12 protein-coding genes are annotated in these 20,621 nt (G+C 74.5%); 8 read left to right on the plus strand and 4 right to left on the minus strand.

The features are described 5' to 3' along the window. The first annotated feature begins 113 nt into the window (after positions 1 to 113). From FGE12_RS09400 to FGE12_RS09425, 6 genes are all read left to right on the plus strand, one after another. The gene (locus tag FGE12_RS09400) at positions 114 to 1,670 is read left to right on the plus strand and encodes a HAMP domain-containing sensor histidine kinase (protein WP_153866072.1); all 1,557 of its coding nucleotides are present in this window, start codon (positions 114 to 116) and stop codon (positions 1,668 to 1,670) included. Continuing rightward, on the plus strand, positions 1,667 to 2,962 hold the full coding sequence (locus FGE12_RS09405; RefSeq protein ID WP_153866073.1) for a pitrilysin family protein: 1,296 nt from the start codon (positions 1,667 to 1,669) through the stop codon (positions 2,960 to 2,962). Before FGE12_RS09400 ends, FGE12_RS09405 begins: the two co-directional genes overlap by 4 nt. A 91-nt stretch (positions 2,963 to 3,053) precedes the next feature. After that, the gene (locus FGE12_RS09410) at positions 3,054 to 3,419 is read left to right on the plus strand and encodes a hypothetical protein (protein ID WP_153866074.1); all 366 of its coding nucleotides are present in this window, start codon (positions 3,054 to 3,056) and stop codon (positions 3,417 to 3,419) included. A 117-nt stretch (positions 3,420 to 3,536) separates the two neighbouring features. After that, a complete protein-coding gene (locus FGE12_RS09415) occupies positions 3,537 to 4,691 on the plus strand; it encodes a serine hydrolase domain-containing protein (protein ID WP_370458933.1) in 1,155 nt (384 codons plus the stop codon). 84 nt (positions 4,692 to 4,775) lie between these two features. Beyond that, positions 4,776 to 6,764 carry a sulfatase-like hydrolase/transferase gene (locus tag FGE12_RS09420; protein WP_153866075.1) on the plus strand — a complete coding sequence of 663 codons (1,989 nt, stop codon included), beginning with the start codon at positions 4,776 to 4,778 and terminating at the stop codon, positions 6,762 to 6,764. Positions 6,765 to 6,839: 75 nt separating this feature from the next. Then, the gene (locus FGE12_RS09425; RefSeq protein WP_153866076.1) at positions 6,840 to 7,568 is read left to right on the plus strand and encodes a GDSL-type esterase/lipase family protein; all 729 of its coding nucleotides are present in this window, start codon (positions 6,840 to 6,842) and stop codon (positions 7,566 to 7,568) included. Here the strand turns inward: FGE12_RS09425 and FGE12_RS09430 are convergent. The 4 genes from FGE12_RS09430 to FGE12_RS09445 are packed head-to-tail and all read right to left on the minus strand — an operon-like array spanning position 7,525 to position 16,745. Further along, entirely contained in the window at positions 7,525 to 8,997 is a 1,473-nt protein-coding gene (locus tag FGE12_RS09430) for a DUF4388 domain-containing protein (protein ID WP_194797736.1), read from the minus strand. The two genes, FGE12_RS09425 and FGE12_RS09430, sit on opposite strands and share 44 nt — an antisense overlap. 18 nt (positions 8,998 to 9,015) lie before the next feature. After that, positions 9,016 to 10,866, minus strand: a complete 1,851-nt coding sequence (locus FGE12_RS09435; protein WP_194797737.1) for a response regulator — start codon at positions 10,864 to 10,866, stop codon at positions 9,016 to 9,018. Between the two features lie 53 nt (positions 10,867 to 10,919). Continuing rightward, the gene (gene dapF, locus FGE12_RS09440) at positions 10,920 to 11,783 is read right to left on the minus strand and encodes a diaminopimelate epimerase (protein ID WP_153866077.1); all 864 of its coding nucleotides are present in this window, start codon (positions 11,781 to 11,783) and stop codon (positions 10,920 to 10,922) included. Between the two features lie 51 nt (positions 11,784 to 11,834). Next, the gene (locus tag FGE12_RS09445) at positions 11,835 to 16,745 is read right to left on the minus strand and encodes a methyltransferase domain-containing protein (protein WP_153866078.1); all 4,911 of its coding nucleotides are present in this window, start codon (positions 16,743 to 16,745) and stop codon (positions 11,835 to 11,837) included. 109 nt (positions 16,746 to 16,854) lie between these two features. Between FGE12_RS09445 and FGE12_RS09450 the strand changes: the two genes are divergently transcribed. Both FGE12_RS09450 and FGE12_RS09455 read left to right on the plus strand, forming a co-directional pair. Beyond that, the gene (locus FGE12_RS09450) at positions 16,855 to 17,727 is read left to right on the plus strand and encodes an IF-2 protein (RefSeq protein ID WP_153866079.1); all 873 of its coding nucleotides are present in this window, start codon (positions 16,855 to 16,857) and stop codon (positions 17,725 to 17,727) included. A 479-nt stretch (positions 17,728 to 18,206) separates the two neighbouring features. Further along, complete coding sequence (locus FGE12_RS09455; RefSeq protein ID WP_228530715.1) at positions 18,207 to 20,603, plus strand: ribonucleoside-diphosphate reductase subunit alpha; 2,397 nt, start codon at positions 18,207 to 18,209, stop codon at positions 20,601 to 20,603. Positions 20,604 to 20,621: the final 18 nt, after the last annotated feature.

Consider the following 20,621-nt stretch of genomic DNA (forward strand, 5'->3'; position numbering starts at 1 on the left):
GGGGCGCCACCCTAGCAGCCCGGGGCCAGTGTCGGGGGGCGGAGCGGGGCGCGCTGTCCGGCTGCCGCGGCGCTGGCCTTGTGGCGCCGGCGCTGCGATCCTGCGCGCTCGCGATGAAGCTCTCCCTCGCCTCCCGCATCTTCCTCGGCTACGCGGCGGTGCTCGTCACCTTCGGGGCGGTGTCCCTGTTCAGCGTGGCGGAGCTGCACCGCAACCGGCTGGAGATCCGCCTGGTGAGCCAGGGCTACCTGCAGCTGTCCCAGGACGCCGCGGCGCTCGAGACCTTCCACACGAACCAGGAGAAGGACACCGCGCGGCTGCTCGAGGAGCAGACCCCCGAGACGCGCCGCGCGCTCATCCGGCTCACCCGCCTGTACTACCCGCCGCTCATCGGGGAGCGGCTCTCGGCGGCGAGCGCGCAGGCCCGGCAGGTGTACGGCTTCGCGCCCTCCTCCGAGCTGCCCTTCGTGCAGGAGCTGGTGTGGCGCTTCGCAGACCTCGCCTCGCGCGAGCGCGCCTACGGCCGCGCGGCGGACGCGGTGTACCTCGCGCTCGCCGGGGGTGAGCCGGGCAGCGTGGTGCGGGCGACCGCGGAGCTGCGCCAGCAGGAGACCTCCATCGGGCGCGACATCCGCTACCTGCGCGCCGCGCTGGACAACCGCATCCGCGAGCGCGTGCAGAAGGCCGAGGAGCGCGAGCGGCGCACCGGCCTGTACATCATCACGCTCTCGCTGCTCGCGGTGGGCGTGGGGCTCGGGGCGACGGTGGCCGCCGCGCGCAGCCTGCGCCCCATGCGCACGCTCATCGAGGGCGTCATCCGCATCGGGCGCGGCGACTACAGCGCGCAGCTGGGCGTGCGCGGCCAGGACGAGGTGGCGGTGCTCGCGCGCGAGTTCGACGCCATGGCCAAGAGCCTGCGCGCGCGCGAGCAGGAGCTGCGCGCGAACCAGGAGCTGCTCCTGCGCGCCGAGCAGCTCGCGGCCGTGGGGCGCATCAGCGCGCAGATCGCCCACGAGGTCAGAAACCCCCTCTCCTCCATCGGGCTCAACGTGGAGCTCCTGGAGGAGGCGGTGGCGCGCGCCCCCTTCACCACCGAGGCCGAGGCCCGCGAGGCGCGCGACATCCTCGGCGCGGTGACGCGCGAGGTGGACCGGCTCACCGAGGTGACCGAGCAGTACCTGCGCCTCGCGCGTCCGCCGCGCGCGAGCCTCACGGCCGAGGACCTGGGCGAGCTGCTCGGGGGCGTGCTGGACTTCTCGCGCGAGGAGCTGGAGCGCGCGGGCGTGCAGGTGGTGCGCGCGCTTCCCGCCGAGCTGCCCCCGGTGCTCGCGGACGAGGCGCAGCTGCGCCAGGTCTTCCTCAACCTGCTGCGCAACGCGCGCGAGGCGATGCCCGCGGGAGGGCGGCTCACGGTGAGCGCGCGCGAGGGCACGCCCGGCACGGACGGCGACGGCGCGTGGGTGGAGGCGGTGTTCGAGGACACGGGCCACGGGATGAGCGAGGCGGTGCGCGCGCGCATCTTCGAGCCCTTCTTCTCCACGAAGGCGCAGGGCACGGGGCTGGGGCTGGCGGTGAGCCAGCAGATCCTGCAGGCGCACGGCGGCTCGCTCACCTGCCACAGCAGCCCCGGCGCCGGCACCACCTTCGTGTTAAGGCTGCCGCGCGCATGAGCTTCGTGACCCACCGTGACGTGCTGCCCTCGGGGCTGCGCGTCGTCACCGTCGAGACGCCCCACCTCCACACCGCGCTGCTCGCGGTCTACGTCCGCACCGGCAGCCGCCACGAGACCCCCGCCAACAACGGGGTGAGCCACTTCCTCGAGCACCTCTTCTTCCGCGGCTCCGAGCGCTACCCGGACAGCGTGCGGATGAACGCCCTGGTGGAGGAGGTGGGCGGCAACCTCAACGGCGTCACCACCCGCGACCACGGCTACTACTACACCCCCTTGCACCCCGCGCACCTGGACGTGGCGGTGGACGTGCTGGGCGACATGCTCACCCGCCCCCGGCTCACCGACATGGAGGTCGAGCGGCAGATCATCCTCGAGGAGATGCTCGACGAGGTGGACGAGAAGGGCCGGGACATCGACCTGGACAACCTCTCCAAGCAGCTGCTCTTCGCAGACCACCCGCTCGCGCTGAAGATCGCGGGCACGGTGGAGTCGGTGAAGGCGCTCACCCACCGGCAGGTGGTGGAGCACTTCCACCGCCACTACGTCACCGGCAACCTGGTGTTCACGGTGGCGGGGCCGGTGCGCCACGCGGACATGCTGCAGCTCGCCGAGAAGGCCTTCGCGGGCGTGCCCCGCGGCCCCGCGAGCACGGAGCTGCCGCCGCCCGCGCCCACGCGCGGGCCCCGCTTCCACTTCGTGGCGCACGACGAGGCGCAGACGGACTTCCGCCTCAACTTCCCCACCGTGCCCGAGCACCACCCGGACTTCGCGCCGCTGGGGCTCTTGCGCCGGCTGCTCGACGACGGGCTCAGCTCGCGGCTGCCGCACGAGATCGTGGAGAAGCGCGGCCTCGCCTACTCCGTGCACGCCTCGCTCGAGACCTTCCACGACGCCGGCTTCTTCGAGATCGACGCGGCGAGCGCGCCGGACAAGGCCTCGCTCGTGGTGGCCGAGGCGCTGCGCACGCTGGGCACGCTCTGCGACGAGGTGGTGAGCGACGAGGAGCTCGCGCGCGCGAAGCGCCGCCACCGCCTGCTGCTGGACTTCAGCCAGGACTCCCCGGGCGAGCTCGCCGGCTGGTTCGGCGGCACCGAGCTGTTCCGCCCGCCGGAGACCTTCGAGCAGCGCGTGCGGGCGGTGGATGCGCAGACCCCGCACAGCGTGCGCGAGGCGGCGCGCCGCTACTTCCACCGCGAGAACCTCACCGTGGTGGCCGTGGGCCAGCGCAAGGGCGTCAAGGCGCTCGAGCGCGTGGTGGCCGCCGCCGAGGGGCTGCCCGAAGCCCCCTGAGGCTGCGGCCAGGCAGGCGGGCCGCGCAGGTCCCTGCCGGGCCTGCGCAGCCATGAGATGGGGGACCCGGGGTGTTATGGTCCCCTCTCCGATGGATCCCTTCGTCCGGCGCCTCGTGCAGAGGCTACATGACCCCGCGCGCCCCCTCTCGCGCAACCGGCACTTCCATACCTTCGACACGCCGGAGGGCCGCAGCGCGCTGAAGCTGAGCCGGCGGCTGCGCAGCCTGCAGCAGGACATCCTCGCCTCGTTCGCGGAGGGGCTGCGGCCGCGGGTGAGCCGCGTCTCCACGGCGAGCGGAGAGTGCCGCATCGAGCTGCAGATGGAGCGCATCCAGGGCCGGCGCGTGAGCCACCTGATGGACGCGGAGTTCGAGCTGCTGCAGGAGCTCCCGGGCGTGCGCGAGGCGCTCGCCGGGGTGCAGCTGCTCCCGAGCGCCGAGACCGACGCGGCCTGAGCGCGGCTCCGGTCGCGGCTCTCGTCGAGCGCGGAAAAGGTGAGGCCCCGCGCAACTTGCGCGAGGCTGCCGGGTTCGCAAGCGCAGCCGCAGCCCCTGCGCTCCCGGAGGTCGTCCGTGTCCGTCCGCCGCCCCTGGCTCCCCCTCGCCGTCCTCCTGCTCTGTGCGTGCAGCGGCTCTGGAGGCTCCGAGCCCCCCGCGCCGGACTCCGGAACGCCGCCGGGGCTGCCCGACGCAGGCGCGCCGGACGCAGGGGACCCGGACGCCGGGAGCGCCGGCCGCTTCGATGCCGTGGACGCGCTGGTGGCGGCGGCCGTGGCGGACGCAGGGGTGCCCGGGGCGACGCTCGCGGTGTACGACGCGCAGGACCACCGCGTCTTCGTGAAGTCCTACGGCGACTTCGCTCCGGACCGGCGCGTGGCGGTGGCCTCCGCGAGCAAGCTCGTCTCGGCCGTGGTGCTGCTGCGCCTGGTGGACGCGGGCGTGCTCTCGCTCGACTCGACCACGGGCAGCGTGCTCGGGTGGACGGGACCCGAGGGCGCGGTGACCCTGCGCCAGCTGCTCTCCTTCACCTCGGGGCTGCAGGCGGCTCCCAACTGCACCCTCAACCCGGCCACCACGCTGCGCGCCTGCGCGGACGCCATCGGCGCCGCGGGGCTCACCGGCACGCCGGGCGCCCAGTTCGAGTACGGCAGCGGGCACCTGCAGGTGGCTGCCGCCATGGCCGAGACCGTGACACGCAAGCGCTGGGCGCAGCTCTTCGAGGAGCAGCTGAAGGTGCCGCTGGGCCTCACGAGCGCGGAGCTCGCGTACTTCACCTTCCCGCGCCAGGCCTCCGGCACGCTCAATCCCCTGGTGGCGGGCGGCCTGCGCGCGACGGTGGACGAGTACGCGCGGCTGCTCTCGGTGGTGTTCCACAAGGGCCAGCTCCCGACGGGCCCGCTCGCCGACCCCGCGCTCTTCGACACGCAGGCGCGCGAGCCCTACCCGGACGCGCGCATCGTCGCCTCGCCGATGCAGGACCACGGCCTCCCCTACCGCTACGGCCTGGGCAACTGGCTCGAGTGCGGCACCCCCGCCACGGGCTGCCCCGTGGTCTCTTCACCGGGCGCCTTCGGCTTCGACCCGTGGGTGGACCGCGTGGGCAACTACTACGCCATCCTCGGCATGCAGCTGGAGACGGACGACAACGAGGGCGTGGGGAGCTTCTCGGTGTTCCTCGAGGAGCAGCTGCGCCCGCTGCTGCGCGAGGCCCTGCAGCCCGCGCCCTGAGCGCACTCCCCGGTGCGGGGAATCCCCGTGTCGGCTCTGACCCACATTGCCGGAATTGCGGCACTGGCATAGTTGTCCGCCTCCATGGAAAGAGGCACCGACACGCCTGCGCCGCGCTCCGCCCTTCAGGAGCTCGCGCGGAGCCTCGCGGCCCGCGCACTCGCGCTCAGCGGCGTCTTCGTGCTGCTGAAGGTGGGGCTGGTGCGTTGGTACGCGGCGCGGGGGGTGGATGCACTCGCCGGGGTCGCCCCCCACCGGGTGCCCGCGCTGGCCGGGGCGGACCTGCTCGCCGCCGCGGCCGTCTTCGTCGTGGCGCTCGCGGCGGTGCTGCCGCTGGCTGCCTGGGGACGGCGCGGGGGACAGCGCCTCGCAGGGGCGCTGGGCGCAGCGCCCTTCGCCGCGGCCGCGCTGGTGGGGTGTGTGAGCTTCAAGGTGAACCAGGCCTATGGGCGGCCCCTGAGCTTCGGGCTGCTCGCGCTGGCTTCGTCCGGAGTGGGGGCGCTGCGCGACTCCGTGCTCGCCTCGGTGGACGCCCTGCTGCTCGCCGTCACCGCCGCCGCGCTGCTGGCGGTGCTGCTCGCCCCACGCGTGCTGGGCCCGGCGCTGCGCCGGCTCGGGGCGGTGGGGGCCGGGGCGCTGGTGCTCGGGCTGGGTGCGGCCGGCGGCGGCGCTGCGCAGCTGCTCTTTCGCAACGTGTACGCCTTCGGCCTGAAGACCAACCCGCTGGTGGAGCTGGCGCGCTCGCTGCCGCGGCGGCCCGCCAGCGCGCACGACGTGCTGCGCGAGCTGGAGGCCTCGGAGCGGCGGCTGGAGGGGCACGGGGGCGCGGCGCTCGACCTCTCCTCCCACCTCGCGCCGGGCCACGAGCCGGGCCACCCGGAGCTCCGGGGGAAGGCGGCGGGCTACAACCTGCTGCTGGTGGTGCTGGAGTCCACGGCGGCGCGGTACGTGGATGCGCAGACCGCCCCCACGCTCGCGGGCCTGGGCGCCGAGGGGCTGCGCTACGAGCACCACTTCACCACCGCCCCCTTCACACTCACCGCGCAGTACTCGCTGTACTACTCGGCCTACCTGCCCTTCGCGGACTTCGACGGGCGCACGCTCTACGGGCGGCCGCCGCCTTCCGCCTCGCTCCTCGAGAGCTTCAAGGCGGCAGGCTACGACACGGCGCTGTTCTGCTCGGCCTTCTTCTACTTCGCGGACCTCGGCTGGCTCTTCGAGCACAAGGGCGTGGACACGCTGGCCGGCGGCGAGCAGCTGCAGCGGCCCGAGCATCCGGTCCACTCGTGGGGCGTGCAGGAGTCGCAGACGGTCGAGGCGCTGAGCGCGTGGCTCGCCGAGCACCGGGGCGGGCCCTTCTTCGCCATCTACAACCCCATCACGCCGCACCACCCGTACCATGCCCCGCTCGCCGCCCGGCGCTTCGCCGGCTACGGCGTGGAGGACAACTACCGCAACGCGCTCTCCTACACGGACCAGCAGGTGGCGCAGCTGCTCGAGGTGCTGCGGCGGCTCGAGCTCGAGCGGCGGACGGTGGTGGTCGTGGTCTCGGACCACGGCGAGACCGTGCTCGGCCCCGGCGGCGCCGCGGGCCACGGGCTGGACTTCAGCGACGCCGAGTTCCGCACGCCCTTCCTCGTCTGGGCCCCCGAGCTGCTGCGCCAGCCCCAGCGCGAGGCGCTCTTCACGAACCACCTCGACGTGGCCCCGACCCTCGCCTCGCTCTTCGGCCTGCCTCAGCCGGCGGGCTGGCAGGGGCGCGACCTGCTCGCGCCGCAGGTGGAGCGGCGCACCCTGTACCTGGGGCTGGGCGCGAGCAACCGCAGCGGGCTCATCGACAACGGGTACGCGCTCGAGCACAACGCGAACGACGGCAGCCTTCACGGCTACACGGTGACGGCGGACCTCTTCACGCCGCTGGACTCGCTGCCCGAGGCGCTCGCGGCGCAGGGCCCGGCGGTGCAGGACTTCGAGGCGCGGCTGAAGCTTCGCCACCTGCGCGCGGCGCTCCAGGCGGACGGGCCGCCGCAGAGCCCGTCGCGGGGCGAGCCGCGCGCGGCCGACCAGCTGTAGCGGCGCGGGCGCTCACGCGCCGGCGGGGGGCCCGGCTTGGCAGGGAGACGTGCGGTGCGCGAAAACGCGCACTCCATGATTTCCAATACAGAGTGGCACGCCCATCACGATCGCCGGCTCGAGCAGTTCCGGCAGGAGAACGCCGCTCTCTCCCGCCGGGAGGGCACGCAGGTCGTCTTCCTGGGTGACTCGCTCACCGAGGCCTTCGCCGTGCAGCGCGCCTTCCCGGAGCGCTGCGTGGTCAACCGCGGCATCAACTCGGATCACCTAGGTGGCACGCAGGGCCGCGGGCTGCTCGCGCGCATCTCCCCGGAGCTGCTCGCGCCGGCCCCCTCGGACGTGTTCGTGCTCGCGGGCGTCAACGACCTGGGTGACCGGCCGGACGACGTGGAGGGCGCGCTCGCGCGCTTCCGCGACCTGCTGCAGGCGCTGCGCGCGAGCTACCCGGACGTGCGCCTGTGGGTCCAGAGCCTGCTCCCCGCGCGCGCGCCGTACGCCCACCTCAACGAGCCGGTGCGCCAGCTCAACGCGCGCCTCAGGCCGCTCGCGGCCGAGCTCGGCGCGACCTACCTCGACCTGCACGACCTGCTCTCGGAGGCGCACGGCGAGCTCGATGCGCGGCTGTCGCGCGACGGGCTGCACCTCACCCCGCGCGCCTACGCCATCTGGTCCGCCCTGCTCGCCCGCAGCGCGGACCTCGGCCGCCACCACCGCCCGCTGCTCTCACGGCTCTCCGCCCGCGGAGCGCACTGGACCACGCTCACGGGTGCGTGGCGCCAGCTCCGCTCGCGCCGGGAGGGTTGATCGCCTGAACCAGCAGCATGCGCAGCGCCTCCACCACGTCGTCGCCCGCGGCGACGGCGCCGGCGGGCGCGGCCTGGAGTGCCTGCGGCACGGCGCTGCCCACCACGGCCACCGGCACGCGCACCTCCCAGGCGAGGAAGCGCGCGAGCCGCACCGCGGCCTCGCTCGCGTCCAGCACCAGCGCTCCCACCGCGCCCGCGCTGAAGGGGTGCCACAGGGGGCGCGCGGCCTCGGCCGGGGGTAGCACGCAGAAGTCGATGCGCAGCACCTCGCTGAGCTCCAGCCGCCCCAGCGTGCCGAAGCCGCTCTTCACCGCGCTGGGCTCGGCGGCCACCGGCTCGAGGTGCGGCAGCCGGTGCAGGAGCCGGCGCGCCGCGGAGGCGCCGCCGCCGCACACGAACACCTTCGCGGCCACCATGCGCACCGGCGCGCGGCCGCGCAGCACGCGGCTGCGCAGCGCGTGCAGCTCCGCGGGCTCGAGCAAGGGGCCTCCGTCCTCGCTCTCGCCCTCGGCCACCCGCGCGACGTCCTTCTGCAGCAGCGTGCTGAGGGCGCCGAGCACCTCCAGGTCCAGCGCGGGCGCGAGGTCCAGCACCTCGCCGAGCGAGCGCGGCTGGCGCAGCAGCTCCACCACCTGGGCCGTCACCGGGTGCTGATCCTTGGGCAGGTCCGCCTCGGGGGCGAGCACGAGGCGCGTGTGGCGCGGCGGCAGCGTGGGCAGCAGCCGGTTCACCTCGTCCGCCTGCCGGAAGCCCTCCAGCAGCGCGTCGTCGATGGCGCGCTGGATGCGCGGCTTGCCGCTCACCGGTCCCGGGGTGAAGGTGAAGGTGCCCTCCGTCCACGCAATCATCCGGAACAGGGCCTTCTCGCCCTCCACCTTGCCCAGGCGCGCGTTCACCGGGCGCCCCTCGCTCATGGAGATCTCGCCGCGCTCGGAGCCGCGCACCAGCGCGAGCCTCCCGGAGCGCTTGTTCATCCCGAGGATCTGCATCAGGTCCGGGATGCCCAGCTGAGAGAGCGAGCCCTCGATCTCCTCGGTCTCGGCGCGCAGGTCCTTGGCGGCCTCGTTGCGGCGGAACACGTGCTCGATGCGCGCGAGCACCTCGTCCAGGTTGAAGGGCTTCTTGAGGAAGCCGTCGCGCAGGCCGCGCGCCTGGTCCGCGTCCACCTGCGCGGTGGTGAGCACCACCGGGATGTCGTCGGTGCGGGGGTTGGTGCGCAAAATCTGGATGAAGGTGCGCGCCTCGAGCAGCTTGCACGCCTCGTCGAAGAGGACCAGGTCCGGGTGGCGCAGCACGGCCACCTCGAGCGCGCGGCTGCCGTCCGGCGCGTAGTGCACCTGGTAGCCGCGCTGGCGCAGGGCGCGGCTGAGGCTGCGCACCGAGTCCAGCTCGGGGTCGGCGATGAGGATCTTGCGGACCGGGGGCACGGGGGCGCTCGCTCCTGGCTACAGGGGCTGCAGGTCGTACTCGGCCTGCAGTTTGAAGATGAGCCCGTCCACCACCGCGGTGTCCGAGGAGTGGAAGCCCCAGGTGGCCCCGCGGCCGCGCCGCTGGATGAGCGCGTAGGCGGCGCTCTCGGAGAGCCAGAAGAGGAACTCGTGGCGCCCCACCCGCTCGTCCCCCTCGAGGAACACGGGGGTGAGCGCGGGATGCGACTCGAGGTCGGCGCGGCGGCCCAGCAGGTACACGCGGCTGCCCAGGTCCGGGGGCGCCGTCTCCAGCCCCAGCGCGATGGGCAGGTCCGCGCGGATCTCGGGGCCCCCCACGTAGAGCAGGCCGCGCGCGCCGGGATCGCGCAACAGCTCGCGCGCGATCTCCGCCTGCAGCTCGTCGAAGAGCACGTCGCTCACCTTGCCGCGGCGGCTGGGCTCGGCGCGCTCGTCCACCGGCAGCTTCGCGCTCTGCGCGTTGCCCAGCAAGAGCTCCACCTCGTCCCAGAAGGGCAGCCCGTCCAGCAGCAGGCGGCGCTGCAGGCTCGCGCGCCGCTCGTCCATGCGGCGGCGGCAGCGGTGCATCAGCTCGTCGAAGTCCTCCCCGTCCTTGGGGAAGGTGCTCGCCCCGGCGGTGAGCGCGAGCGGCAGGCGCGCCTCCACCTCCTGCGCCTCCGGCTCCTCGGCCACCGCCGCCATGGCACGGCGCACGAACATCAGCGCGCCGAAGAAGTCCGTCTCGGGCAGCAGCACGTAGAACTCCTGCTCGCTCGCCTTGGCGATGACGTCCGAGTCGCGCACGATCTTGCTCAGCGCCCGGATGATGCCGCGCACCGCGCGCTTGGCCTCCTGCGCGCCCAGCCGCACGCGCACCTGCGGCAGGTTGTCCACGCTGAAGGCCAGGAGGGAGAAGGTGCGGCCGTAGCGGCGCGCCTTGTAGATCTCCTTGGAGGCGTAGTCGGTGAAGTAGCTGAGGTTGTACGCCGCGGTGTCGCGGTCGCGCAGGCCCAGGCGCTGCAGCGCGAGCAGGCGCCGGCCGTTCTTGAGCCCCACCGCGGCGAAGTCGCCCAGCGTCTTCGCGGTGCGCAGGTGCTCGCTGCCGAAGTCACCGGAGAGCGGGTCGCTGAGCTGCGCGAGCCCGATGATCTCCCCGCCCGCGATGAAGGGCACGTAGAGCACCGGGGCGCGCTCGTCGCGGGCCACCCAGGGCTGCGCCTCGCGCAGGCGCGCGCCCAGCGGCCCTTCCGCCACGATGCGCTCCGAGAGGAACTGCCGGTCCAGCAGGCCCCGGTAGGCGCGCAGCGCGAGGTCTCCCCGGTCGTCCGCCACCCACAGGGCGGCGCTCTGCGCATCGCACAGCGAGCCCAGGTCCGCGGTGATGCGCTCCTGCAGCCACTCCAGATCCGGCTGCGAGAGGAACTCGAGGCAGCGCTGCTGCAGGTTCTGCGAGCGCGCGAACTCCAGGTTCTCGTCGCGCAGGCGCGCGCGCTCGCGGCGCAGGGACGCGCGCTCGAGCGCCCGGTCCACCGCGAGCACCAGGTCCGCCTCGTCCACCGGCTTGGTGAGGCAGTCGCTCACCCCGGCGCGCAGCGCCATGAGGCTGCCCTTCACGTCCTGGCGCTGGCTGAGGAGGATGACCTCCTGGTCCGGGTCGCGCTCGCGCAGCCGCGCGGTGAGCGTGAAGCCGTCCACGCCGGGCATCACCACGTCCGAGAGGACGAGATCGAAGGCGGTGTGCGACACCTCCTCGAGCGCGCTCTGCGCGCTGTCCGCGGTGAGCACCTGGTGCCCCCGGCGGCCCAGGATGTCGGAGACCAGCTGGCGGAAGAACGGGTCGTCGTCGACGACGAGGATGGGGCCGGCCACGGGCGAGGGCTCTGGGAGGGGGCGAGGGGGGAGCGACGCGGGAGGCGCGGAGGTTAGCGGCCCTTCGGCAGGGGAACAACGCCCTCGAACACCGCGTTCACGGGGCCGCGCAGCCGCACGTCCGAGAGGTCCGCGGGGACGCGGATGGCGAGCGGGCCCCCGGGCAGCGTCACCCGGTGCCAGGTGTCCGGCGCGAGCCGCCCGGCGAGCACCGCCGCCGCCGTGGCCGCGCAGGCTCCCGTGCCGCAGGCCTCGGTGAGCCCGCAGCCGCGCTCCCACACCACCACCGTGAGCCCGTCCGGCTCCACGCGCACGAACTCCACGTTGGTGCGCTCGCGGAAGGCCGGGTGGTGCTCGAGCACCGGGCCCAGCGTCCCGGCCTCCTCCAGGGGACGGTCCAGCAGCACCAGGTGCGGGTTGCCCATGCTCACCGCATGGCCGAGCACCCCGGGGTGTCCCGGCAGCTCCTCGCCGAGGAAGGGCCGCCCGCTCGCGCCGGAGGGCAGGTTCGCCGCCACGAGCCGCGCAGGGCCCATGGAGATGTCCACCTCCTCCACCCCCGCGGGGCCGTAGCCCGGGTGGCAGCGCAGCACGCCGGCGCCCGTGTCCACGTCGAGGGAGACGGGGCGCTCGCCGGAGTGGTCCACCAGGTACTTCACCGCGCAGCGCAGGCCGTTGCCGCACATCTCGGCGATGCTCCCGTCCGCGTTGTGCACGACCATGCGGGCGCTCGCCCGGTCGGAGGGCAGCAGCGAGAGCACCCCGTCCGCGCCGATGCCGCGGCGCCGGTCGCACAGCAGGCGCGAGGTCTCCGCATCGATGTCCGCCGCGCTCCCCCCGCTGCGGCGCAGGTCGAGGATGACGAAGTCGTTGCCCAGCCCGTGGTACTTGAAGAAGCGCTCGCTCACGCCGCACATCCTAGCGACGCCGCGGCGGCTGCGCTCGCCCGAAGGCCCGGGCCTGGCGGCCTAGCGGACCTTCTTGGGCGCCACGGGGGTGAGCACGGGCGGCGCCGAGGGCGCTGCCTGGGGCCGGGCCGTCGCGGCGGGCCGCGCCGCGGACGAGGGCCGCGCGAGCGGCGGCAGCGGCGCAGGCGCAGGCGCCACGGCGGTCACCGGTGCGGGCGCGGGGCGCTTCGGGGGCGGAGGCGGGGGCAGCGTCGCATCCTCCTCCACGACGATCTCCTCCCCCTCTCCCAGGCCGCCGAGCTCGTCGAGCCCGTCGAGTCCCGCCGTGGGCACCTCCTCCACCGCGACCTCGTCCAGGGCCACCTCGCCCAGGGGCACGTCCTCCATGGCCACGTCCACCGCGAGCTCCTGCGGCTCGCCGCCTCCGCCCGGCTCGACGTCCACGTGGAGGTCCTCCACGTGCACCACCTCGAGACCGGTGGGGGTGGGGTCCTCGGGCGCGAGCGCCGGAGGGGCGGGCTTCGCCGCTGCGGGGTCCGCGGGCACGTCCGCGCTGGAGAGCTCGTCCAGCATGTCGTTCCACTGCGGAGACGGCACCGGGGCCACGGCCTTCGCGGGCGCAGCGGGGCGCTCGCCGGGAGCGCGCTTGTTCAGCCCGTTCTTCACCGCGGTGAGCTCGGCGTTGGCCCGCTCGTAGATCTGCTGCACGGCGTTGGGACTGCCGCGCTGGGAGGAGCGGCGCAGCACGGCGAGCTCCGTCTCCTGCGCGGAGAGCCGGCGCTGCAGCAGCTCCAGCTTCTGGTCCCGCTCACTCACCGAGGCCGCGGCCCGCGCCTCGCGCTCCTTCGCCTCGGCGGCGCTCGTGCGCAGGCCCTGCGCCTCGAGCGCCGAGAGCTCGCCCTTCACGCGCGCCTGCTCCAGCTCGGCGCGCAGCGCGGCCAGCGCCTCGGCCCGCTCGCGCTCCGCGCCCTCGGCCCGCTCGCCGCGCGCCTGCGCCGCCTCGAGCTCCGTGCGAAGGCGCGCGAGCTCTCCGGCGAGCGACGCGCGGGCCGCCTCCAGCTGCGCGCGCTCCTGGCGGCGCTCCTCCTCGAGCGCCTCGAGCCGCGTGCGCGCACCCGTCTCGGCAGCCTCGAGCTGGGCGCGCGCGCCCGCCTCCGCCGCGGCCGCGGCGCGCTGCGTCTCCTCGCGCAGCTGCCGAAGCGCCGCCTCGCGCTCGCCCACCTGCGCCCCCGCCTGGGTGCGCTCGGCCTCGAGCTGCGCGAGCTGCGCCCGCAGCTGCTGGGTCGCGGACTCGGCCTCGGCGAGCCGCGCGGCCGCAGCGGCCGCCTCCTGCGCGCGCGACGTCTCCGCCTCCTGCTTCGCCCGCGCGAGCTCCGCCTCGAGCTGCGCGCGCGCGGCCGCGCCCTGCGCCTCGGTCTCCTGCGCGTGCCGCTGCGCGGTCTGCAGCGCCACCGCATGCTCCTCGGCGAGCTGCTGCGCGCGTGCGCGAGCCTCGGCGAGCTGGGCACCGAGGGTCTCACGCGAGGCCCCCGCATCCTCCTGCAGCTGCGCCGCCTGCGCGCGCGCCGCGGCGAGCGCCTGCTCGAGCTCCCCTCCCCGGCCGTGCGCGGCGTCCAGCTCGGCGCGCAGGGCAGCCTGCGCCTCGCGCGTGCGGGACTCGAGCGCGGCCTGGGCCTCCTTCGCCTCGGAGAGCTCTGCGCCCAACGCCTCCAGCCGCCGCTCGAGCTCGGCGCGCCCTGCCATCTGCTGCTCCACCCGCGCGCGCGCCGCGTCCCGCTCGGCCTCCAGCTCGCCGGCCTGGCCCGCGAGTGCCTCGCGCTCGCTGCCCCACTCTGAGCGGGCCTGCGCGAGCTCCGCGCGCAGCGCCTCCAGGGCCTCGGCCTGCGAGGCGCTCGACGCCTGGGCGGCCTGCGCCTCCATCTCCTGGCGCGCGCGGGCGGCCTCGAGGGCGTTCGCCGTCTGCTCTGCCCGGTCCAGCGCCGCGTCCAGCGCCTGCTGGAGCGCCTCGGTCTGGCGCTGCGCCTCCTCGCGCTGCGCGGTGCGCTGCGCCTCGGCCTCCGCGAGCCGCGCGGCGAGCCCGGCGCGGTCGGCCTCCCGCTGCGCGAGCGTGGCCTCCAGGCTGCGCACGCGCTCGAGCGCCTGTGCCTCCAGGCCGGTGAGCCGACCTGCGGCCTCCGACTGCAGCTGCTCGAGGGCAGCGCGGTGCTCGGCCTGGGCGTGCGCCTCCTGCTCGCGCAGGCGCTGCGCCTCGGCGCGCACCGCCTCGAGCTCCACGGCGCTGCGCTCGGCGGCCTCGCGCGCGGCCTGCTCGCGCGCGGCGAGCTCCGCGCTCAGCGCCTCGAGCCGCGTCGCCTGCGCCTGCGCCTCGGTGCGCGCGAGCGCGAGCTGCTGCTCGGCCACCGCGTGCGCCGCCGCGAGGGCCTCGTGCTCCGCACGCAGCGCCGCCGCCTCGCCCGCCGCCGCCGTGTGCGCGGCGCCCAGGCGCAGCGCCTCGGCCTCCGCCACGGCCAGGGCCTGGGCGTGCGAGGCGCGGGCCTCGGCGAGCTGCGCCTGCAGCTGCTCCACCTCGCTGTCCATGCTCTGCAGCCGCTGCTGCAGCGCATCCGCGGCGCGGGCGGAGGCCGCCTCGGCCTCGCGCAGCGCCTCCTCGAGCGCCGCGATGCGCGCCCCGGCGCTCTCCTGCGCCTGCGCGGCCGCGCGCTCCAACTCCGCCGCCCGGGCCTGCGCCTCGGAGAGCTGCGCCTCGAGGGTCCCGGTCAGCCCGGCCGCGGCGCTGCGCTCGGACGCGAGTGCGGTGGCCTGCTCCCGCAGCGCCTCGAGCTCGAGGCCGAGGGCGCCGCGCGACGCGTCCGCTGCGGAGAGCCGCTCCTCCAGAGCGGTGCGGTCCTGGGCGGCGGCCGCGAGCCTGCCCTCCAGCTCGGCCCGGGCCTCGTCGCCGGCGGCGAGCCGCCCCTCGAGCGCGGTGCGCGCCGCGTCGGCAGCCGCCAGCCGCTCCTCGAATGCACCTTGGGCCGCGTCGGCAGCGGCGAGCCGCTCCTCGAGCGCACCTCGAGCTGCGTCGGCGTCGAGGAGCCGGGCCTCGAGCGCGCCGCGCTCCTCTTCGAGCTCGGCGAGCCGCGCCTCGCGCGCACTCCCCGCCTCCCGCGCCTCCTCGAGCTGGGCGGAGAGGGCCTGCAGCTGCGCGTCGAGCGCCGCGCGCTGCGCGCCCCGGGCGCGGGCCTCCTGCACCTGGGCCGCGAGCGCCTCGAGCTGCGCCGTCAGCGCCTGGGTGGCCTGCTCGGCCTCCAGCGCCTCCTCGGAGCGCTGCGCCTCGGCGGCCTCCGCGCGGCTGCGCTCCTGCGCGAGCGCCTCCTCGAGCGAGGCGGCGAGCGCGCGTGCCTGCTCGGCGGAGCGCCGCAGCGCCTCGGCCTCCTCCACTGCGCGGGCGGCCGTGGCGCGCGCGGACTCGAGCTCCGTCTCCAGGGCGCGCCGCTCCGAGAGCCCGGAGTGCTGCTGCACCTCGGCGGCCTGGCGCGAGGCCTCGGCCGCCTGGGCGCGCGACTCGGCGAGGTCCAGCGTGCGCTGCACCCGGGCGAGCTCCGCCTCGCGGGTGAGCAGCGCCTCGGTGGCGCTGCGCGCATCGGCCTCGAGCTGCACCCGGGCCTGCTTCAGGTGCTCGACCGCCGCGAGCGCCTGCGAGTACTGCTCGGCCATGCGCAGCTCGCGCTCGCGCGCCGCCTCCAGCTGCAGCCGCCGGTCCTCGGCCTGGGCGCTCGCGCGCTCGGCCTGGACCCGGTCCTGGGTGCGCGCCTCGCGCTCGGCGTCCGCCGCCTCCTGCGCGCCGCGGGCCTCCTCGTAGGCCTGGGTGAGCCGGGTGCGCAGGGCCTCCAGCGCGCTCGCGCCCTCGGCGGCACGCGCGCGCTCCAGGCGCAGCGACTCCTGGGCCGCGAGCACCTGCACGCCGGCCTCCGCCTGGGCGCGCTGGGCGGCCTCCAGCTCCAGGCGCAGGGCGCCCTGGCGCTGCTCGAGGTCCGCGGCGCGCTCGCGCGCCACCTGCAGCTCGATGCCGCCGCGCCGCACGCGGGCCGCGAGCTCGTCGCGCTCGCGCGAGAGCTCGGGGGTGCCGCGCGCGCCCTCCAGCTGCGCGGTGAGGCGCGCCACGTCCTCGCGCGCCGCCTCCAGCTGCGGCTGCAGGGCGGCGAGCGCCGCGGCGTGGCCGTCCGCCTCGGCGCGCACCCGGGCGAGCGCCTCCTTCAGCTTGCCGCTGCGCTCCTCCCAGCTGCGCGCGCGCCCCGCCACCTCGTCCAGGCGCCCGCGGGTGAAGGCGAGCGGCTCGGGGGGCAGCTGCACCCAGGTGGGGTCCACCGCGCGCAGGGGCTCGCGGCTGGCCACCACCACGAAGTAGGCGGCCTCGGTGCTGCGGGCCAGGGTGCCGTCCACCTGCAGCCCCTCGCCGCGCTCGAACGCGAGCTGGTAGCCGAGCAGCGGGCTCTGGGTGGCGGTCTCCACGTGCGGGAAGTGGGACGAGAGCGCGTCCAGCAGCTGGCCGTAGGTGGGCGGGGCGCCCTCCTCCGGCTCCATCAGCTGCGCGAGCGCGAGGCCGCCCGCGTTGCGCAGGCCGCCCACGAGGCTGCCGCCGCGCGCGAGCAGCCGCACCAGCTCCTCGAGCAGCGCGGGGGCGCGCACGTAGGGGGCCAGGTCCGCGACGAGCACCGCGTCGAAGCTGCCCGGCTCGAAGTCCTCGAAGACGCCGGGGCGAAAGCGCAGGGTGGCCGAGCCGAGCTGCCGCTGGGCGGCCTCCACCGCGGCGAGGTCCTCGTCCACCGAGACCACGGCGCGCGCGCCGCGCTCGAGCAGGAAGCGCGCGCTCTCGCCGCCGGTGCTCGCTACCGCTCCCACCTCGAGGACGCGGCGCCGGGCGAAGAGGCTCTCCGCGAAGATGTAGCGGGGCAGCAGTTCACTGGGCCCCAGGCGCCTGAAAGTGGGATGCATGGTCGACTGTTCGAGTATAGCCGGGGGTTGTGGGGCCCCAAGGAAAGGGCCCGAGGAAATGGCGCCGTCAGTCCGCACGTAGGGGGAGCAGGCACCGGGAGACCACACGATGGACGCGTACCAGTCGCAGAGCTTCGGACACCGCGCCGGCCGCACCTTCACCCGCTTCCTCGTCACGCTCGTGGTCCTGGCGCTGGCGGGCGGGGTGCTCTTCCTCCTCTCGCAGCTCAACAGCCGCACCTACCGGCTCGCGCACGAGAACGGCCAGCTGGTGGTGCTCAAGGGGCGCATGCTCCCCTTCGGCGCCGTGCCCTACACGCCCGGCGACGCGCGGCTCGCGGACGCCTACGCCCCGCTCGCCGTGCCCGCCGGCGAGGTGCAGGGGCTGCTCGAGCGCCGCTTCTCGGACCGCGACGAGCTGGACCGCGCCCTCTTCGGCGTGCTCGAGGCGCTCGCCCGGCCCCGCGTCGCCTCGGACGAGCCCGCGCGCCTGGACGAGGGGCTCACCTACCTGCGGCGCGCCGAGAAGCTCAGCGGCCTCACCGAGGAGCAGCGCCTCAGCCTCAAGAAGATGCAGGCGGACGTCGCCTACTACCAGGCCCGCCAGCGCCTGGACGAGGCGCGCCGGGACATCGCCGAGGCCCTGGGCCAGCTGAAGCTCGCGGCGGAGAACCGCGGCCGCCAGGCGGACAGCGCCAACGCCATGATCACCCGCGTGGGCCCCGCGGCCGAGAAGCTCGAGGAGGCGCTGCGGGCCGCCGTCCACGGAAGCGCCGAGGCCCCCGCGCCGGGCTCCAACCCGGGCTCTGGCGAGAGCCCGGCCCAGGCGCCTGGAGCCGCCCCACCCCCGTCCGCGGCACAGGGTGCTACAGCCCCCACCTCCGGGTCGGGGGGCTCGCCTGCGGTCGCGCCAGCGCCCGCCCAGGGCCCTTCCGCGGCCGGTCCCGGCGCGGTCGGTGACGGGGGTTCGCGGGCTCCCTGAGGGGGCTTGCGGACACTTCCGTGGGACCGGAAATCCGGCCCCGCGGCACTGTCCTCCGGGCGTCAGTGGGAGAAAAACTGACGCCCCTGCCACGTGATCGTAGATTGCAACTCAAGGGCCAGCGCCCGCGCCGGAAACCCCCAGATCTAGCGTTGACAGGTCAGGGTGGGCCCCATACCTTGCGCTTCGTTGCTGCTGAAGCCCGCCCTCCGCCACAGCCCAAAACTTCATCGATAGGTCGCGTCCGACGCGACATGTGACCGCACCTCCACTCGCGTGGAGTGGCGCACGGCGAGCCATTGCCGAGTCATGACGGGGGCCTCCTGTAGGCTCCTGTAAGGCGGGCCTATGCCCGGGGGAAGTCCGTCGCCATGCCAGGAGAAGTCCGAGTGAACGCCGAGTCGCCTGTGAAGCCCGCCACCGCTGCCGCCGCTGACTCCTTCGCCCTCACCTCGCCGCCGAACGAGGTGCTGCCCACGATGATGCGGGTCAAGAAGCGCAACGGCGGCTCCGAGCCCGTGGACGTGAACAAGATCGTCCGCGCGGTGGGCCGCAACTGCTTCGGCCTCAGCCGCGTGGACGCCATGCGCGTGGCCACCAAGACCATCAGCGGGCTCTACGACGGCGCCACCACGCGCGAGCTGGACAGCCTCTCCATCCAGACCGCCGCCGCCCTCATCGTGGAGGAGCCCGAGTACGCGCGCCTCAGCGCCCGCCTGCTGTCCACCTTCATCCAGAAGGAGGTCAGCAACCAGGAGATCCACTCCTTCAGCCAGTCCGTCGCCGCCGGGCACCGCCACGGTCTGATCGCGGACCGGCTGCTGCAGTTCGTGCAGACCAACAGCCGCAAGCTCAACAGCGCGATCGATCCCTCGCGCAACGACCTCTTCGAGTACTTCGGCCTGCGCACGGTCTACGACCGCTACCTGCTCAAGAACCCGCAGACCCGCGAGGTCATCGAGACCCCGCAGGACTTCTTCCTGCGCGTGGCCTGCGCCCTGACGGAGAACGCCAAGGACGCGATCGAGCTCTACCACCTGTTCAGCTCGCTCGAGTACCTGCCCTCCTCCCCCACCCTCTTCAACTCGGGCACCCGCCACGAGCAGCTCAGCAGCTGCTTCCTGCTGGACTCGCCCCAGGACGACCTGAGCGCCATCTACCAGCGCTACGCGGACATCGCGATGCTCTCCAAGTTCAGCGGAGGCATCGGGGTGGCGTACCACCGGGTGCGCGCGCGCGGCAGCCTCATCAAGAGCACCAACGGCCACTCCAACGGCATCGTTCCCTGGCTCAAGACCCTGGATGCGTCGGTCGCCGCGGTGAACCAGGGCGGCAAGCGCAAGGGCGCGTGCTGCGTGTACCTCGAGACCTGGCACGCGGACCTCGAGGACTTCCTCGAGCTGCGCGAGAACACGGGCGACGAGGCGCGCCGCACCCACAACCTGAACCTGGCCAACTGGGTGCCGGACCTCTTCATGAAGCGCGTGGAGCAGGACGGCGACTGGAGCCTCTTCGACCCCAAGGCCGTCCCGCACTTCACCGACCTCTTCGGTGAGGCCTTCGAGAGCGCCTACCTCGAGGCCGAGGCGAAGGGCCTCGCGGTCAAGAAGTTCAAGGCCCGCGAGCTCTACGCGCGCCTGATGAAGACGCTCGCCCAGACCGGCAACGGCTGGATGACCTTCAAGGACCACAGCAACAAGAAGAGCAACCAGACCGGCGCCCCCGGCAACGTCATCCACCTGTCCAACCTGTGCACGGAGATCCTCGAGGTCACCAGCAACAGCGAGACGGCGGTGTGCAACCTGGGCAGCCTGAACCTCGGCCGCCACGTGGTGAGCGGGAAGTTCGACTTCGAGCGCCTCGCGGCCAACGTGCGGCTCGCGATGCGGCAGCTCGATAAGGTCATCGACCTCAACTACTACCCCATCGACACCGCCGCGGCGTCCAACCGCCGCTGGCGCCCGGTGGGCCTGGGCGTGATGGGCCTGCAGGACGTCTTCTTCCAGCTCAAGCTCGCCTTCGACGCGCCCGAGGCGCGCGCGCTGGGCAAGAAGATCCAGGAGGAGATCTACTTCGCGGCCCTCACCACGAGCTGCGAGCTCGCCGAGCAGAATGGTCCCCACGCCGCCTTCAAGGAGACGCGCGCGGCCAAGGGCGAGCTGCAGTTCGACCACTGGGGCGTGGTGCCCGAGGACACCGCGCGCTGGGACGCGCTGCGCCAGCGCATCATGAAGAGCGGCCTGCGCAACTCGCTGATGATCGCCATCGCCCCCACGGCGACCATCGCCTCCATCGCGGGCTGCTACGAGTGCATCGAGCCGCAGGTGAGCAACCTGTTCAAGCGCGAGACGCTCTCGGGTGACTTCCTCCAGGTGAACCGCTACCTCGTGCGCGATCTGCAGGCGCTGGGGCTGTGGAACGAGTCCATCCGCAACCGCATCAAGCTCGCGGAAGGCAGCGTGCAGGACCTCACCGAGCTGCCCGAGCAGCTGCGCGCCATCTACCGCACCGCGTGGGAGATCCCCATGCGCTCGCTCATCGACATGGCGGCCGACCGCGGCGCCTTCATCGACCAGAGCCAGAGCCTCAACCTGTTCGTGGAGAGCCCGAACATCGGCAAGCTCAGCTCCATGTACATGTACGCGTGGCAGAAGGGCCTGAAGACCACGTACTACCTGCGCAGCCGCCCGGCGACCCGCATCGCGAAGACCACCATCGCCTCCGGCACCACGCAGGCCGCACCCACCGGGCTCGCGCCCACGCAGGCCCCCGCCCAGGCGGCGCCCGCCGCGGCTCCCGCCCCGAAGCAGTTCGCGGACGCCGAGGCGATCGCCTGCAGCCTCGAGAACCCCGAGGCCTGCGAGGCCTGCCAGTAGAGCCGTCACCACCGTGAC

The sequence above is a fragment of the Aggregicoccus sp. 17bor-14 genome (assembly GCF_009659535.1).
Lineage (GTDB): Bacteria > Myxococcota > Myxococcia > Myxococcales > Myxococcaceae > Aggregicoccus.

Bases quoted from the DNA above. Each gene is read 5' to 3' on its own strand.
- FGE12_RS09400 (WP_153866072.1), top strand. From the start codon at position 114: ATGAAGCTCTCCCTCGCCTCCCGCATCTTCCTCGGCTACGCGGCGGTG.
- FGE12_RS09405 (WP_153866073.1), top strand. From the start codon at position 1,667: ATGAGCTTCGTGACCCACCGTGACGTGCTGCCCTCGGGGCTGCGCGTC.
- FGE12_RS09410 (WP_153866074.1), top strand. From the start codon at position 3,054: ATGGATCCCTTCGTCCGGCGCCTCGTGCAGAGGCTACATGACCCCGCG.
- FGE12_RS09420 (WP_153866075.1), top strand. From the start codon at position 4,776: ATGGAAAGAGGCACCGACACGCCTGCGCCGCGCTCCGCCCTTCAGGAG.
- FGE12_RS09425 (WP_153866076.1), top strand. From the start codon at position 6,840: ATGATTTCCAATACAGAGTGGCACGCCCATCACGATCGCCGGCTCGAG.
- dapF (WP_153866077.1), bottom strand. From the start codon at position 11,783: ATGTGCGGCGTGAGCGAGCGCTTCTTCAAGTACCACGGGCTGGGCAAC.
- FGE12_RS09445 (WP_153866078.1), bottom strand. From the start codon at position 16,745: ATGCATCCCACTTTCAGGCGCCTGGGGCCCAGTGAACTGCTGCCCCGC.
- FGE12_RS09450 (WP_153866079.1), top strand. From the start codon at position 16,855: ATGGACGCGTACCAGTCGCAGAGCTTCGGACACCGCGCCGGCCGCACC.
- FGE12_RS09455 (WP_228530715.1), top strand. From the start codon at position 18,207: ATGATGCGGGTCAAGAAGCGCAACGGCGGCTCCGAGCCCGTGGACGTG.